The following is a 14,457-nucleotide window of genomic DNA, read 5'->3' on the forward strand; positions in this document are numbered from 1 at the left end:
CCGCCTGCCATCTTGCAGCCGACATATCGGGTGAGAAGGCAGGCAGGTCGCAGAACGAGACCCAGCGGGTCGTGGCGCGTATGTTGAACTTCACCCTCGGGGCCGTGGCCGGCGCGCTGATCGCCGGAACGTTGACCATCGCGGCGGCCCGCCAGCCGGAGCTGCAGACGAAGCTCGGCCTGATCACCGTGCCGCTGCCGATGACCCCGGCGGCGGCCCGACCGGTCGAGCCGCAATGCCGCCAGGACGGGCCGGCGCGGCCGGCGGTGGGGAAGGTGCAGGAGATCCTGTTCAACCGGCAACGGTTCTGGTCCGTCGCCCCCTGACATGCCGCGGAAGGCGTCGCCGCGGCGGCCGCGCTCAGAGCGCGGCGAGGAGCAGCACGAGGGCCGAGGCGGCGACCATCGAGCTCACGAAGCCGCAGAGGGCGGCCACGAAGGACGGGCCGGTGGCGGTGGCGGCGTCGGCACGGATCGAGGCATCGGACATGGTAAAACAGGCTCCCCGGCGGTTCTGGGCCGCGTGTGACGTCTGAATGTGCGAAAAGGTGACGGTTCGCCGTGCGCAGGCACACGGCCTCGGCCGCTGCGGCCCATCTTCAATCGCAGCGGTTAATCTTCTTTGCGATGCGCAGCTGCCTCAGCTCGCTGCGGAGGTCGATGGCGACGACGCCTTCCCCGCAATCCTCGAACGCATCCCGGGCGTCGTTGTAGCGGTCGCCTATCTCGTCGAGGGTGTCGCAGACCCGGCCACGGTCGCCGAGGCGCATGTCCTGCCGGACCTGGAAACGGAGGGCGGCAGCTTCATCGACCTTCTTGCGTGCCTCGATGCAGGCGGGGACCGCCAGAGCCGACGTGGTGGCGACCGAACCGGCGATGACGCCAAACACGCAGGAGGCAAGACCGACTCTGAGGTTTCGCATGGTATCGACTGTTGCTGTTTGTAAACGAAGAGTCATGAGTTCGAATGCTTAGGGAGATCTACGCCGCATTCGTCATCTGCCCGCTTCAACTGCGAAGCTGCCGGAACGGTTCCTCGCCCATCCGCTCATCCGCGCGGCGCCCTGCGGCGGCGTGAGGCGAGGATCGTCGGCAGATCGACCGGCGCGAATCCCATCGGATCGACGCCGACATCGTACTGCTTCGGCATCGGCCCGAGCTTGCCATGGGAGTGGCCGTGCAGGTTCAGGGCGCCGCGCCCGATGCCGTTCCACGTCCTGAACGCGTAGTGGCAGAGCACCAGGGGCCGCTCCTCGACCACGATCTCCGCGTAGGCCGCCACCGAGGCCCAGCCCGGGACGGCGAGGGTCGCGGGGCCGTCGTTGTTGCCGACGATGAGGTGCTTGACCCCCGCGAGCCGCGCCAGGATCGCGGCGATCCGCTCCGGCGGAGGCCCGAGGGCGAAGTCGCCGAGATGCCAGACCGTGTCCCCCGGCCCGACCGCCGCGTTCCAGGCGGCGATCAGCCCCTCGTCGTGCGCGTCGAGATCCGGAAAGGGCCGGTGGTCGAACCGCAGGGCGCGGGGATCGCCGAAATGGGTGTCGGCGGTGAAGAAGACCGTCAATCCTGCCTCCGGGGACGATCCGCGGCGGAACCACGCCGGGACGGTATTCCCCCCAACGCGGATGCACTACCTTCGGCTCACACGCACCGCCGCGCCTCACACCGTCACGAAAGACCTCCGATGACCGACACTCCGCGCCTCACCAGCCTCGCCCATGGGGGCGGCTGCGGCTGCAAGCTCGATCCGGAGGTCCTGCGCACGCTCCTGGCCGACCAGCCGGTGGGGGCGCGGTTCGAGCGCCTGCTCGTGGGCAACGAGACCGCCGACGACGCCGCCGTCTGGGAGCAGGAGGACGGCACCTGCATCATCGCCACCACGGACTTCTTCACGCCCATGGTGGACGACCCCGCCGATTTCGGGCGGATCGCCGCCACGAACGCCATCTCGGACGTCTACGCCATGGGCGGACGCCCGCTGCTGGCCCTCGCCATCCTCGGCATGCCCGTGGGCAAGATCGCCCCGGAGGTGGTGGCCAAGATCCTGCGCGGCGGGGCCGAGACCTGCGGCGAGGCCGGCATCCCCGTGGCCGGCGGCCATTCCATCGACACGCCCGAGCCGATCTACGGCCTCGCCGTGATCGGCACCTGCCGGCGCGAGGCGGTGCGGCGCAACGCCGACGCGAAGGCCGGCGACGTCCTGATCCTCACGAAGCCCGTGGGCGTCGGCGTCTACTCGGCCGCCATCAAGCGCGAGGTGCTGGACGCGGCCGGCTATCGCGATTTCGTCGCGACGACGACGCTGCTGAACCGGGTGGGCACCGAACTGGCGGCCGATCCGGCCGTCCACGCCATGACCGATGTGACCGGGTTCGGCATCCTCGGCCACGGGCTCGAACTCGCCCGCGGCGCGGGTCTCACCCTCGTCCTCGATGCGAACGCCCTGCCCCTGCTGCCCCTGGCGGAGCGGCTGGCGCAGGAGGGCTGCGTGACCGGCGCCTCGCACCGGAACTGGGGCGCCTTCGGCGGCAGCGTCGATCTCCCCGACGACCTGCCCGATTGGCGCAGGCACCTCCTCACCGATCCGCAGACCTCGGGGGGCCTGCTCGTCTCCTGCGCCGCGGACCGGGCCGATGCCATCCTGGCCCGCATCCAGGCCGCCGGCCATCCCATGGCCGCCATCATCGGCCGGATGGAGGCGGGAGCCCCGCGGGTCCGGGTCGAGGGATGAGCGTGCCTCGCGGCGGCACGTCCGGCCTCGGCACCACCTCGCACAGAATATCTTCACGAGTGGCGTTTATATAGATCTCGAAATCCGTGCTTTACTATGATCGTTCGGGGCTATGGCCGCTACGATCGGGCACGGCGAGGATCGGCATCGTCGTTGCACTGGCTCACGCGAGGGTAACGACGGCGCAAGCGAGCGGCACACCGACTTGTCGGGACCCATCACCCCTCCGCACCCGGCATGTGGCGTCGCGGGCTGGCCCTCCGGCGCCGGCCCGGTGGCACCCGTCCGGCCGGCGCGCCTGCCGGACGGGCGGCCCTGGCCGCGCATCCGCGTGCTCACGCCGGCCGGCACCGTGACGCCGGAGGCCGCGGCCTCCCTCGCCCACCAGGATTATCCCGAACGGGACCACGAGCCCTACACCGCCGCGACCCTGCCGGGCCTGATCGCGGCGGCCGGGGCGGACGCGTTCCTCCTCCTCGACGGCGGCGACATGCTCGCCCCCGGCGCCCTGGCGTCCCTCGCCCTGGAGGCGGCCCTCACGGGCGCCGACGCGGTGGCGGGCCTGCGGGTGCTCTATGCCGACCGGGTGCTCGGCCTCGACGTCCCGTCCCTGGCGGGGGCGGCGGAGGGGATCGGCGGAGAGGTGCTGTTCTCGCCGCGCGCCCTCGCCGCCCTCCGGTGCGAGGGGGACCGTCCCAATCTCTCCGCCGTCTGGGCCGGGTTGCCGCAGAGCGCGCGCCGCAGGATCGGCCGGCCGGTCCTGCTCCGGCGCGGGGACGCCCCCCTTTGCGGCCAGGGCCTGTCGATCGTCTCCGTGACCGGGACGGGGACCGTCGGCGGTGCGGGGGTCGCCCACCGGCGCCTGTCCGAGGCCCTGGCGCTCGCGCACCACACGGTGGCCGAAGCCGTGCTGAGCGACCGGCCGGCCGGGGCCGAGTGGACCGACACGTTCCCGGCGGCGGAGGCCCGCATCGCGTCCCTGGCGCCGGATTTCGTGCTGGTCGGCAACGTCCACGGCGCCACCCGGAGCCTCGACGTGGTCGGGCGGCTCGCCGCCGCGCATCCGGCGGCCCTGGTCCTGCACGATCTCTTCGCCCTCACCGGCCGCTGCGCCCACCCGCGCGACTGCACCCGTGCCGAGACCGGGTGCGATGCGGCCTGCCCCACCCCGGACGAGTACCCGCAGCTCGCCCCCCGGCGCATCGCGGGGATGCACCGGCGCAAGCGCGCCGTCCTGGCCGGCGGATCGGGCCCGCTCCTTTTGGCGAATTCCGACTGGACGCGGCGGCGCGCCGAAGCCCTCGCCCCGGCCGGCGCCGTCACGCGGCCCGTGAGCCTCGCCTTCCCCACCGGGATCTTCCGGCCCGGCGACCGGGCCACCCTGCGCCGCCGCCTCGGCCTGCCGGCAGGCGACGTCCTCATCCTGATCTCCTCGGTGATCGTGGACGGGCCGGACAAGGGCTTCGCCGACCTCCGGGATGCCCTGCAGACGGTGGCGGGGCCCGGAATCGGCGTGGTCGCCATCGGCAGGCTGGACGATCCGGGCAAACTTGGGATCGACAACCTGTTCGCGCCGGGCCTGATCGGCAGCGAGGAAGACCTCGCCGCGTGGTACGGCGCCTGCGACCTCCACGTCACCGCCAGCCGCCACGAGACCCTCGGCCAGACCCCCATCGAGGCGGGCCTGTGCGGCGTGCCCACCCTCGCCTACCGGACCTCGGGATTGACCTCCGCGGTGATCGACGGCGTCTCCGGCCGCCTCGTCGCGATGCGGCCGGGCGCCCTGGCGGAGGCGCTGGCCGCCCTCGTGGGCGATCCCGCCGCCCGCGCCGCCCTGGGTGCCTTCGCCCGCATCGCCCTCGAAAGCCGCTTCAGCCCCGCCGCCTCGGCCCTCTCCCTCGATGCGGTGCTGCGGGAACGCGGCCTGATCGCGGACGAGGCGGGGCGGACGAGTTTCGCCGCCGCGCTGCTCGGCCACTTCCCCTTCGCCGCGCAGCGCGTGCGCGGCGCTGACGGGACGGTGCAGGCGCCGTCCTCCCCCCTCGTCCGCCGCCTGCGCCGGACGAAACAAGCCGTGCTCGGCCGGCGGATGCCGCTCCTCGTCCGCCGCTGCCTCTACCTCGCCAGCGCCCTCCGCCGGAGGGCCCAGTGATGCACGGTTCCGCCACGCGCAGGCAGACGATCTACGTCGATGGGACGCATCTCCGCGGCCGCGTCACGGGAATCGAGCGCGTCACCCTCGACCTGTTCTCCGCCGAAAGCCTCGCGCCGCACGATGTCCGCCCGGTCGTCAGCCGGTCGCTGCCGGGGATGATCGCCCGCCAGCAGGTCGGCATCCCGCTCAAGACGTGGCGCGATCCACAGGCCCTGTTCGTGTTCCCGGGCTTTCCGCCGGGTCCCCTCTGCGCGCCGGCCGCCGCCCGCTGCCTGCTCTACATCCACGACACGTTCCTCCTGAGCCGCCCGGAGGATCTGAGCCTGCGCAGCCGGGTCTATCTCAGCCCCGCCTTCGCCCTCGCCATGCGCTGGGGCCGCAACCTGTTCGTGAACAGCCGCACGACGGGCGAGGACCTCCGGCGGTACTGCGCCCCGGAGGCGGGGGTGTTCCTCCTGCGCCCCCCTGTGCGCGACGTGTTCACCCTGTCCCGGCGGGTGGGGCCGGGCATCTGGAAGCCCGGCGGCCCCCTGAAGCTCCTGGCGATCGGCACCGTCGAGCCGCGCAAGAACTACCCGGCCTCCCTCGCTATCGTCGAGGCGCTGAACAGCATCGGCATCCCCGCCGAGCTGCACCTCGTCGGCCGGTCCGGCTGGGGGCGGCACGCCTTCCTCGATTCCCCGCCGCCCTACCTGCACATGCACGGCTATCTCGCCGATTCGCAGCTGCAGGCCCTGGCCGAGACCTGCCATGCCTTGCTCTCAACCTCGAAGGCGGAGGGGCTCGGCCTGCCCCTCCTCGAAGTGCAGCACGGGGGCCTGCCGGTCATCGCGCCCGACGCGCCGGTCTTCCGCGAAGTGCTCGGCCGGTCGGGCCTCCTGATCCACCCGGACGCCACCGACGCCAGCGCCCGCAGGATCGGGGCGTGGGTCGCGTCCGAGGAGTTCGGCGCCGCGCTGCACGCGGCCCGGGACAATGTCGGCCGGTGGAACGGCCTCGCCGCCACCGACGCCGGCCGCCTCCTCGCCCTCCTCGACGGCGACCCGCTGGCCTATGCGGGCGCCGACGCGATGATCCCGGGAAGGCCGTGATCCGATGATGCGCCCCGGCGGACGATCCTTCCATCCGTCTGCCGACGGCCCCCGTTCGACCGTTTTCCGCGGCACGCTTCCGGCGGCGAAACACCGCTTTGCCGGGCGCGTGCGCAGAAGGTGATATTGTTCGATGCCGTCTAAGGCAGGTATGCCGATTGCGACATCGATCTTGAGTTAGTCGTCAAACCGGTTCAACTGTCCAGGAACGAAACGAACTGTTCCTGATCAAGACAAGCGAGCGGCGAAACGAGAGTCCAGGAGCGAGGCGTATGTTCGACTTCTCGACACGCATCAGTGGCGAGCCGGTGCGTATGGTGTTGCCGGAGATGGGGCCGCGCACGGATGCGCGGGCCATCGCCCGGCGACTATGGCGCGGCTCGGCCTTCATTGTGCTCGGCGGCCTGCTGATGGTCGCCCTGGCGGTGGTGGTGCTCGGCCTGCTTCCGCCGAGCTACACGTCGAACATCCAGGTGCTCGTCGATCCGACCGACCTCCGCGTCGTGGAGAACGACGTGAACGCCCGCGCTCCCCAGGCGGATAGCGGCGTCTCCATGGCCGAGAGCCAGGTGCGCGTGATCCAGTCGGACAACGTCCTGCGCCGCGTCGTGGAGAAGCTGCACCTCGACCAGGACGACGAGTTCGTCCGGCCCGAGGCCACCAACCCGGTCATGTACTGGCTGCGCAGCGTCATGGGCACGCTGCCGCCCGCCGTCAGCCGGGACCGGGTCAACATCGCCCTCGACACGCTGCAGCGGAACATGATCGTCCGGCGTCCCGAGCGGACCTTCGTGATCGACGTGGCGGTCCAGTCCCGCGATCCGGCCAAGGCCGCGCTGATCGCCAACGCCATCGGCGACGCCTACTTCGCCGAGGAATCCTTCGCCCGCATGGAATCCGCCAAGCGCGCCTCCGATGCCCTGGCGGGCCGCCTCGCCAACCTGAAGCGCGACGTCGAGGACGCCGAGCAGCAGGTGGTGCGCTACCGCGAGGAGCACCGTCTCGTCGCCTCCAGCGGCCGGCTCCTCACGGACCAGCAGCTCGGTGACCTGAACCAGCAGGTCGTCGGCTCCTCGATCAAGACGGCCGAGTCGAAGTCGCGCCTGGATCAGGCCCGGAAGATGCGCACGTCCGATCCGAGCACCGCCCTCCCGGAGATGCTGCAATCCCTGGAAATGCAGGCCCTGCGGCAGCAATACGCCACCCTCTCGCGCAACACCGCCGAGCTGGCCACCCGCCTCGGCGAGCGCCACCCGGCCATGGCGGAGCAATACGCCCAGCAGCGCGACCTGCAGCGGCTGATCCAGCGGGAGAAGGAGCGCATCATCGACACGCTCCAAAAGGATTACGACCGCGCCGCCGCCAGCGAGGCCGCCATCCGCTCCAACCTCGACCGGGTGAAGACCGAGACCACCGCCAGCGACCGCGCCTATGTCGGCCTGCGCGAATTGGAGCGGACCCTGGAGGCCCGCAAGGGCGTCTACGAGGCCTATCTCCGCCGCGCCCGTGAGGCGAGCGAGCAGGAGCGCCTGAACAGCACCAACGTGCGGATCATCTCGGTGGCGACGCCCGCCCTCCAGCGGACCTTCCCGCCCTCGCCGAAGGTGGTGCTGCCGGTGGCCCTGCTGCTCGGCCTCGGCCTGGGCGCCGGCGTGGCCCTGCTGCTCGGGGCCGACGCGGACCGCCGCCGCTCCCTGCGCCAGCAGGCGAGCCAGTCGGCCCCCCGCAGCTTCCGGGCCGCGGACGCCTGAAGGCCTCCCCCGGAGGCGGGGTCCTCAGGACATACGGGGACAGGGGCTCGCCCCCCGTCCCCGCCCTGCGGGAAACGGAGCCCCCGCGCCTCTGATGGCCGGGTCCCCCACACGGAAAACGACGTTCCGGTGGGACGCCCGCGCCGTCTCAGGCAGCGAACAGGTCCGGCCGCCGGATCTGCAGGGCGAAGAGCAGCACCAGCGTCTTCATGTCGGCCAGGGCGCCGCGGGTGACCATCGCCGCCAGCTCCGCCAGCGGGATCTCGTGGACCGTCACCGCCTCGCCCTCGTTGGCGAGGCCGCCGCCGGCCCCGAGCCGGTCGGCCGCCGCATAGGTCGCGAGGAACAGGTCCATCCGCTCGGTCGACAGGCCCGGCATCGACCACGCGCTGGCGACGAGGTCGAGGGGGCCGAGCCGCAGCCCGGTCTCCTCGGTCACCTCGCGCCGGGCACCCTCCTCGGGCGCCTCGTCCTCCAGAAGGCCCGCGGGTATCTCGATGATGCTGTCGGGTCCGCCGGCATAGAGGAGCGGCGCCCTCAGTTGCGAGACGAGCGTCGCCACCCGCCGTTCGGGGTCGTAGGGCAGGACGGCGACAGCCCTGCCATGGTCCTCCACCTCCCGGCTGATCCGCGTCCCGTCGGGCTGGATCACCTCGGCGACGAGGAACCGTGCCCACCCGTCATGAACGACACGCACTCCACCGATCTGTGCTGGCATTCTGGCTGACCGTCCCGCAGCATTCGTTGCATTGCGGATCGTTCAAGAATGCGGCGGCATCGCGAAGGCGGTGATCGTAAAGCGCAGATCGCCGCCGTTCCGCTCGACGGCCTCGAGCCGGGCGCCCTCCTCCCGGACGAGGTTCGGGATGTCGATGGCCGCCATCGGATCGGTGCACAGGACCACGAGGGTCGCGCCGGGGGGAAGCCCGCGCAGGGCCTTGCGCGTGCGCAGGGCGGGCAGCGGGCATTTCAGCCCGGCGAGGTCGAGGACGGTGTGATCGGTCCCGTTCAATGCAGAACTCCCCGCCCCCGGGATCGGCCGGGAACGGGGAGCGTCTTAAGGTCGAGGGCCTTGAAGGACCAGGGCTGCTTACCAGCCGTAGCCCTCGTAACCGCCGCCGTAGGCGCCATAGCCACCGTAGCCATAGGCCGGGTAGCCGTAGGTCGCGACGGGGGCGTAGCCGTAGCCGTAGGACGGGGCGTAGCCGTAATCGTAGCCATAGCCGTAGCGCGGGGCGGCGCTCGCGGCGATCGCACCGCCGATCAGACCCAGGGCGGCACCGGCCGCGAGGGCACCGGCCGCCCGGCCGCCGTAGCCGCGGCGGTAGCCACGGCCATACCCGTAGCCATAGCCACGGTAGCGAACGTGATCGATGACGGTGTTCTCACCGGCGACCTTGGCGCCGGTCTGCGCCGGCAGGGGCGCCGCTTCGGCCCCGGTGAGGGTGCCGGCGACCAGCGCCAGCGAGGTGACGATGCCGACGGCGAAGGAAGCGATGCGGGACATGCCGATTGCCTTCAGTTGAACGGTCTCTGCAGCCAAAACAGCTTCGGCCGGGAAGACGTTCCACCTGAAACCGGGCGCCCCGCGGCGCACGCGCTCCTGAAACCTAGAAAACGCATTCCTCGAACGAGGGATCGACTGACATGTCCCACCGGGACTCATAAGCGTCCAAGAGGTCCTGGGCCTTGGTGCGCCCGGCCGCGACGATCATCTCGAGGGGCTGGAGGAAGCCCGTCTCGTCGTGCCCGGCCGCGTCCCGCCGGGCGCGGGCCTTGAGGCCGGAGCGGGCGATGGCGAGGGCCTCGGCGGCGACCTCGCCCAGCGTCTGCTTGCCCACGGGAGTGGCGAGGCCGAGCCGCGGTGCCGTGGCCCGGGCGGCCTCCCGCTGCGAGGCGGTCCAGCTCTTCACGAGGTCCAGGGCCGCATCGAGGGCGCCCTCGTCGTAGAGGAGCCCGGTCCAGAAGGCGGCCTGGGCCGCGATCATGCCGGCATCGCCGACATCGGCGCCGCGCATCTCGAGGAAGCGCTTCAGGCGCACCTCGGGGAAGGCGGTGGAGGCGTGGTTGGCCCAGTCGGCGACGGTGGCGCGCTCGCCGGGCATCTGCGGCAGGCGGCCCTCCATCAGGTCGCGGAACGAGGCACCCGAGACGTCGTGGTAGATATCGCCGCGCTTGACGAAATACATCGGCATGTCGAGCAGCCAGTCGGCATAGGCCTCGTAGCCGAACCCCGCCTCGAAGGCGAAGGGCAGCATGCCGGTGCGGTGGCCATCGGTGTCGCGCCAGATCTCCGACCGGCGGGAGAGGAAGCCGTTCGGCCGCCCATCGGTGAAGGGGGAGTTGGCGAACAGGGCGGTCGCCACGGGCTGGAGGGCGAGGGAGGCGCGCATCTTGCGCGCCATGTCGTCCTCCGAGCGGAAATCGAGGTTCACCTGCACCGTCGCGGTGCGCAGCATCATGTCGAGGCCGAGGCTGCCGACCTTCGGCATGTAGCCCGCCATGATGCGGTAGCGGCTCTTGGGCATGACGGGCGTCTCTTCGCGCCGCCATTTCGGACTCATGCCGAGGGTGAGGAAGCCGATGCCGAGGGGATCGGCCACCCGCTTCACGGCGTCCAGATGCGCCGTGAGCTCGGCCATGGTGGCATGGACGTCGGGCAGCGCCGCGCCGGACAGCTCGAATTGCCCGCCGGGCTCGATGGAGATGGCCCCGCCCTCGCTCGCGGCCAGACCGATGACGGCGCCGCGGTCGGTGATGGGCTCCCAACCCGTCTCGCGGCCGAGCCCTTCGAGGAGCGCGCCGATCCCGGCCTCGCCGGCATAGGGCACCGGCCGGTGGTCCGCCTTGTAGAAGGGGACCTTCTCGTGCTCGGTGCCGATGGCGAACCGGTCGCGCGGTTTCTCGCCGGCGGCGAACCACTCGATCAGTTCGGCGCGCGTCGTCAGCGGCGTGGTGTCGTCGGAGTCGCGCGCCATGCGCTGCCTACCCAGGAATCGTGATTCGTTCGGATGGCGGCGCGCCGGTCGCCCGGTCGTCCCGCCCGGTGAGACCCCGTCCCTCGAACGGGACTTCGGACGGGCTGCCGTCCTGCCACAGGGATCCTGCGGCGCAAACGGCGTCCGACCACGCACATAGTTGAGAGCGCCCTGCCGGACAACGCGGCGAAACCGGCGCGCCAACCCTCACTGTGGAGCTTGGCGGCATCGCGGCCCCGCCCACGGCGAGGGATGTGCGCGGGCACACCCGCATCGAAGGGTCACCGGCAATCCCCCAGGACGGCCTGGACGAGGGCCAGGACGGCCACCGCCGCGGTGTCCGCCCGGAGGATGCGCGGCCCGAGGGACAGGGCGAGCGTGTTCGGCCGGGCCCGGATCGCCGCCCGCTCGTCCTCCGAGAACCCGCCCTCCGGCCCGACCAGCACGGCGAGCGGCGTGGGGGTCGATGGATCGGCCGCGCCCGCCAGGGCCCGGACGGGGTCGGCGATGGGGGCATCCTCGTCGCAGAACACCAGAAGCCGTTCCGCCTCCAGCCCCGCCAGGGCCTCCCCGAGCCGCAGCGGCGGGGCGAGGTCGGGGATGGCCAGGATCCCGCACTGCTCGGCTGCCTCGATCGCGTTGGCCCGCAGCCGCTCCATGTTGACCCGGTCGCCCTGGGTGAACCGCGTCAGGACCGGGCGAATCACCCCCGCCCCCATCTCCACCGCTTTCTGGGCGAGGTAGTCGAGCCGCGCGCTCTTGATCGGCGCGAACAGGTAATGAAGGTCGGCGGCCGGGTGCTGCGGCCGGACCTGCGCCACGAGGTGGAGCGCCCCGTCCTTCCGGCCGGTGGCGACCAGCTTCGCATGCCATTCGCCGTCCCGCCCGTTGAAGACGAGGACAGGGTCGTCCTCGCCCCGGCGCAGGACGTTCAGCAGATAGTTCGCCTGCGCCCGCTCGAGGGGGAGCACCCCCCCGGCCGCGAGGGCACTCTCCACGTACAGGCGGGGCGCTTTGAAGTCGTAGGCCGGCATCGGCGGGTCGTCGCGCGGGCACGGACGGGAGTCAACGCACCCCGCCGCGCCCGGTGTGGCGCCCCGGTGACAGGGGGCGAATATCGCACTCCTCCCCCCCGCCTCACAGGAGTTGCACGTCCATGCTCGATTGACGCCACATTCCTATGGCGAAGCCCGTGGTAACGATCTCGAAACGCTCCTGCGGATCGAGGCGGTGAGGCGAGGGGAATCTCGGAATGACCTACAGGAGCTTCGTGCTGGGAGCGGCGTCGCTGGCGGCCGGCCTCCTGGTGTCCGGCCAGGTGAACGCGCAGTCGATGACCCAGCCGATGACGGCGGCACCCATGTCGACAGCGCCGATGGCGACGCCGGTGGCGCCCGCCCCGAAGGCGGCCAACGATTGCAACGGCATCCAGAAGACGCTGGCCGAGCGCAAGGCGCTCGTGGCGAAGGCCAACGCGGCCTCGACCTCGAAGAAAAAGATGACGCCGGCCGAGGCCTGCTCCCTCTTCAACCGGCTCGTGTCGAACGGCGGCGAGGGCATGAAGTGGATCGCCGCCAACAGGGAATGGTGCTCGATCCCCGATTCGTTCGCGGAGGGCTTCAAGGCCGACAACGCCAAGGTCACGGGCATCCGCACGCAGATCTGCGGCGTCGCCGCCCAGGCCGCGAAGATGGAATCGCAGGCCCGCGCCCAGGCGCAGAACGGCGGGGGCGGCGGCCTCCTCGGCGGCCCGGGCCTGAGCGGCTCGTTCAAGCTGCCGCAGGGTGCGCTCTGAGCACCCTGCCACCCGCTGACGGCGCCGCCTTCCGGGACGGGCGTCCCGCGGACGCGGTCGCCGGGCACTGGGTCGATCGCCATGCTCCGGCGGCATGGCGTCCCTATCTGCGCCTCGCGCGGATCGACCGGCCCATCGGCTGGTGGCTCCTGCTCCTGCCGTGCTGGTGGTCCGCGGCGCTCGCGGCCATCGCCGCCGACAGGACCTTCCCCGACCCGGTGGATTGCCTGCTGTTCCTGGTGGGCGCCGTCGCCATGCGCGGGGCGGGCTCGACCTACAACGACATCGCCGACCGCGACCTCGACGCGAAGGTGGAGCGCACGCGCCTGCGCCCCCTTCCCTCGGGCCAGCTCCGGGTGCGGCACGCGGCGTTGTTCCTCCTCGCCCAGGCCCTCGTGGGGCTGGCGGTGCTGCTCCAGTTCAACGGGACGGCGATCCTCGTCGGCTTGTTCTCCCTCGTGCCGGTGGCGATCTACCCGTTCATGAAGCGGGTGATGTCGCTGCCGCAGCTCGTGCTCGGGCTGGCCTTCGCCTGGGGGGCGCTGATGGGCTGGGCCGCCGTGTTCGCGCAGCTCGATGCGGCCCCCCTGCTGCTCTACGCCGGGGCGGTGGCCTGGATCGTCGGCTACGACACGATCTACGCCGTGCAGGATATCGAGGACGATGAGATCGCCGGCATCCGCTCCTCGGCCCGGCTGTTCGGCCGGCGGCTGAAGGGTGCGGTGGGGCTGTGCTACGGGCTGGCGGCCGGGTTCGTGGGCCTCGCCGCGTGGCGGGCGGGGGCGGGTCCGGTGGGCTTCCTCGGCGTCGCCGCCTTCGCCGGGCACCTCGGGTGGCAGGTCCTGCGGCTTCAGGAGCGGGACGGGGCCGGCGCCCTGCGGCTGTTCCGGTCGAACCGCGATGCGGGTCTGATCCTGTTCGCGGGTCTCACGGCCGATGCCGTGATCCGGGGCCTGTCCTAGGGGTTCGTGGGACGAGGGTTCACGACCGGGCGATGATCTCGGCCTCGCCGCGGAAGATCTGCGGCCGGGCGGGAAGGCGGCCGGTCTTGCGCCGGGCCAGGAAGCGCGGACGGCGGGCGCCGAGGCCGGCATGCCGGCGGCGGATGCGGATCTTGCCGAGCATCAGCCGGCCGACCTGCTGCGACACCGGGACCAGCACACCGTCCTCCCGGACGATCATCCGCACCAGACCGGCCCGGTTGGCGAGGTCGCGCCAGGTCGCCACGACATCCTCTTCCAGGAAGGGGCCGAGCTGCTGGAGCGTCTGCCCCTCGGCATCGACCAGGAGCAGGTGGAAGCGGTCCTCGTCGCAGAGGTCCGCCTCGTCCTCGGCATAGGAGAGCGCCACGCCCACGGCCGGGCGGGCTGCGGCGAGGCGGCCGATCACCGGCAGGCGGGACGCCGCGAAGGCGGGCATCGCCAGGACCGGTGCGTGGCTGTCGGTGCGCGTATCCATCGTTCGAACCTCACCGCCCTCAGGCGATTCCCGCAAGTGGCGACCCCTCGGGGGCCTTCCGTTATGCGCAGCAAAATCGCATCGACCTCCCTCGTTACGCCTTAAGAGCTGTCCTTAAGCGATTCTGGACGGGGGCTTCACTGGTGGAATGCTCAATGCTTCCTTGAATGCTCAATGGTTTCTTGCAATCACGCTTCAATATCGATTCATCTTACTGAGGCGTGCACGCGGCCCGCGGTCGTGCCCCACGCCCGTCTTCGCGGGCGCGGCGAACCACCGACCCGCCACGACGGGATGGGGCACCGATGGGGAGCCCCCTCGCATCCCGGCCTCGCCGGGCGCACGTCCACGCCGAGGCCGTGGGAGGGAGGCGCCCGTGTTGCAACTCGGTCGGGAACGGCCCTAGAACAGGAACAAGGATCGCACCCCGGTCTTCCCCAGATTGCAGAATTCGGCGCCGGTCGCTTCCCATGCGACAGGCTCCGCGCTGCTGCCCGAC

The 14,457-nt window shown here is 71.6% G+C and carries 16 protein-coding genes; 7 read left to right on the forward strand and 9 right to left on the reverse strand.

Going from position 1 to position 14,457, the window contains the following annotated elements:
- Positions 1–80 precede the first annotated feature (80 nt).
- On the forward strand, positions 81–326 hold the full coding sequence (locus MKK53_RS10370) for a hypothetical protein (RefSeq protein WP_243928744.1): 246 nt from the start codon (positions 81–83) through the stop codon (positions 324–326).
- Positions 327–360: 34 nt separating this feature from the next.
- On the opposite strand, the gene MKK53_RS25390 is transcribed toward MKK53_RS10370, so the two are convergent.
- The 3 genes from MKK53_RS25390 to MKK53_RS10380 form a co-directional block, all read right to left on the reverse strand.
- Complete coding sequence (locus MKK53_RS25390; RefSeq protein ID WP_279598943.1) at positions 361–489, reverse strand: hypothetical protein; 129 nt, start codon at positions 487–489, stop codon at positions 361–363.
- Between the two features lie 109 nt (positions 490–598).
- Positions 599–922, reverse strand: a complete 324-nt coding sequence (locus MKK53_RS10375) for a hypothetical protein (RefSeq protein WP_243928745.1) — start codon at positions 920–922, stop codon at positions 599–601.
- A 125-nt stretch (positions 923–1,047) separates the two neighbouring features.
- On the reverse strand, positions 1,048–1,563 hold the full coding sequence (locus MKK53_RS10380) for a metallophosphoesterase (RefSeq protein ID WP_243928620.1): 516 nt from the start codon (positions 1,561–1,563) through the stop codon (positions 1,048–1,050).
- A 120-nt stretch (positions 1,564–1,683) separates the two neighbouring features.
- Here MKK53_RS10380 and selD point away from each other — a divergent pair, with 120 nt between their 5' ends.
- The 4 genes from selD to MKK53_RS10400 all read left to right on the forward strand — a co-directional run bounded on the left by selD (position 1,684) and on the right by MKK53_RS10400 (position 7,727).
- Complete coding sequence (selD, locus tag MKK53_RS10385) at positions 1,684–2,730, forward strand: selenide, water dikinase SelD (protein WP_243928621.1); 1,047 nt, start codon at positions 1,684–1,686, stop codon at positions 2,728–2,730.
- 274 nt (positions 2,731–3,004) lie between these two features.
- A complete protein-coding gene (locus tag MKK53_RS10390; protein ID WP_243928622.1) occupies positions 3,005–4,882 on the forward strand; it encodes a glycosyltransferase in 1,878 nt (625 codons plus the stop codon).
- Complete coding sequence (locus MKK53_RS10395) at positions 4,882–5,976, forward strand: glycosyltransferase (RefSeq protein WP_243928623.1); 1,095 nt, start codon at positions 4,882–4,884, stop codon at positions 5,974–5,976. The genes MKK53_RS10390 and MKK53_RS10395 overlap by 1 nt, the downstream gene beginning before the upstream one ends.
- A gap of 272 nt (positions 5,977–6,248) precedes the next feature.
- Positions 6,249–7,727 carry a GumC family protein gene (locus tag MKK53_RS10400; protein WP_243928624.1) on the forward strand — a complete coding sequence of 493 codons (1,479 nt, stop codon included), beginning with the start codon at positions 6,249–6,251 and terminating at the stop codon, positions 7,725–7,727.
- A 148-nt stretch (positions 7,728–7,875) separates the two neighbouring features.
- On the opposite strand, the gene MKK53_RS10405 is transcribed toward MKK53_RS10400, so the two are convergent.
- The 5 genes from MKK53_RS10405 to MKK53_RS10425 form a co-directional block, all read right to left on the reverse strand.
- Positions 7,876–8,445, reverse strand: a complete 570-nt coding sequence (locus tag MKK53_RS10405; protein ID WP_243928625.1) for an NUDIX domain-containing protein — start codon at positions 8,443–8,445, stop codon at positions 7,876–7,878.
- A gap of 42 nt (positions 8,446–8,487) precedes the next feature.
- Positions 8,488–8,739: a sulfurtransferase TusA family protein gene (locus MKK53_RS10410; protein WP_243928626.1), complete on the reverse strand. Its 252-nt coding sequence runs from the start codon at positions 8,737–8,739 to the stop codon at positions 8,488–8,490.
- Positions 8,740–8,817: 78 nt separating this feature from the next.
- Entirely contained in the window at positions 8,818–9,234 is a 417-nt protein-coding gene (locus tag MKK53_RS10415; protein WP_243928627.1) for a hypothetical protein, read from the reverse strand.
- A gap of 103 nt (positions 9,235–9,337) precedes the next feature.
- Positions 9,338–10,705, reverse strand: coding sequence for a glutamate--cysteine ligase (locus MKK53_RS10420; RefSeq protein WP_243928628.1), 1,368 nt, complete (start codon positions 10,703–10,705; stop codon positions 9,338–9,340).
- Between the two features lie 281 nt (positions 10,706–10,986).
- On the reverse strand, positions 10,987–11,739 hold the full coding sequence (locus MKK53_RS10425) for a 16S rRNA (uracil(1498)-N(3))-methyltransferase (RefSeq protein WP_243928629.1): 753 nt from the start codon (positions 11,737–11,739) through the stop codon (positions 10,987–10,989).
- 218 nt (positions 11,740–11,957) lie between these two features.
- Between MKK53_RS10425 and MKK53_RS10430 the strand changes: the two genes are divergently transcribed.
- Entirely contained in the window at positions 11,958–12,500 is a 543-nt protein-coding gene (locus MKK53_RS10430) for a hypothetical protein (protein ID WP_409564303.1), read from the forward strand.
- Positions 12,497–13,462, forward strand: a complete 966-nt coding sequence (gene ubiA / locus MKK53_RS10435; protein ID WP_409564308.1) for a 4-hydroxybenzoate octaprenyltransferase — start codon at positions 12,497–12,499, stop codon at positions 13,460–13,462. The genes MKK53_RS10430 and ubiA overlap by 4 nt, the downstream gene beginning before the upstream one ends.
- Before the next feature lie 19 nt (positions 13,463–13,481).
- Here ubiA and MKK53_RS10440 read toward each other — a convergent pair whose 3' ends face one another.
- Entirely contained in the window at positions 13,482–13,958 is a 477-nt protein-coding gene (locus MKK53_RS10440; RefSeq protein ID WP_243928630.1) for a DUF6101 family protein, read from the reverse strand.
- Between the last annotated feature and the right edge of the window lie 499 nt (positions 13,959–14,457).

Origin of the sequence: Methylobacterium sp. J-076 (genome assembly GCF_022829405.1) — a bacterium.
Taxonomy (GTDB): domain Bacteria; phylum Pseudomonadota; class Alphaproteobacteria; order Rhizobiales; family Beijerinckiaceae; genus Methylobacterium.

Coding starts and splice junctions, on each gene's coding strand:
- MKK53_RS10370 (WP_243928744.1), top strand. CDS start 81: ATGTTGAACTTCACCCTCGGGGCCGTGGCCGGCGCGCTGATCGCCGGA.
- MKK53_RS25390 (WP_279598943.1), bottom strand. CDS start 489: ATGTCCGATGCCTCGATCCGTGCCGACGCCGCCACCGCCACCGGCCCG.
- MKK53_RS10375 (WP_243928745.1), bottom strand. CDS start 922: ATGCGAAACCTCAGAGTCGGTCTTGCCTCCTGCGTGTTTGGCGTCATC.
- selD (WP_243928621.1), top strand. CDS start 1,684: ATGACCGACACTCCGCGCCTCACCAGCCTCGCCCATGGGGGCGGCTGC.
- MKK53_RS10395 (WP_243928623.1), top strand. CDS start 4,882: ATGCACGGTTCCGCCACGCGCAGGCAGACGATCTACGTCGATGGGACG.
- MKK53_RS10400 (WP_243928624.1), top strand. CDS start 6,249: ATGTTCGACTTCTCGACACGCATCAGTGGCGAGCCGGTGCGTATGGTG.
- MKK53_RS10405 (WP_243928625.1), bottom strand. CDS start 8,445: ATGCCAGCACAGATCGGTGGAGTGCGTGTCGTTCATGACGGGTGGGCA.
- MKK53_RS10415 (WP_243928627.1), bottom strand. CDS start 9,234: ATGTCCCGCATCGCTTCCTTCGCCGTCGGCATCGTCACCTCGCTGGCG.
- MKK53_RS10420 (WP_243928628.1), bottom strand. CDS start 10,705: ATGGCGCGCGACTCCGACGACACCACGCCGCTGACGACGCGCGCCGAA.
- MKK53_RS10425 (WP_243928629.1), bottom strand. CDS start 11,739: ATGCCGGCCTACGACTTCAAAGCGCCCCGCCTGTACGTGGAGAGTGCC.
- MKK53_RS10430 (WP_409564303.1), top strand. CDS start 11,958: ATGACCTACAGGAGCTTCGTGCTGGGAGCGGCGTCGCTGGCGGCCGGC.
- MKK53_RS10440 (WP_243928630.1), bottom strand. CDS start 13,958: ATGGATACGCGCACCGACAGCCACGCACCGGTCCTGGCGATGCCCGCC.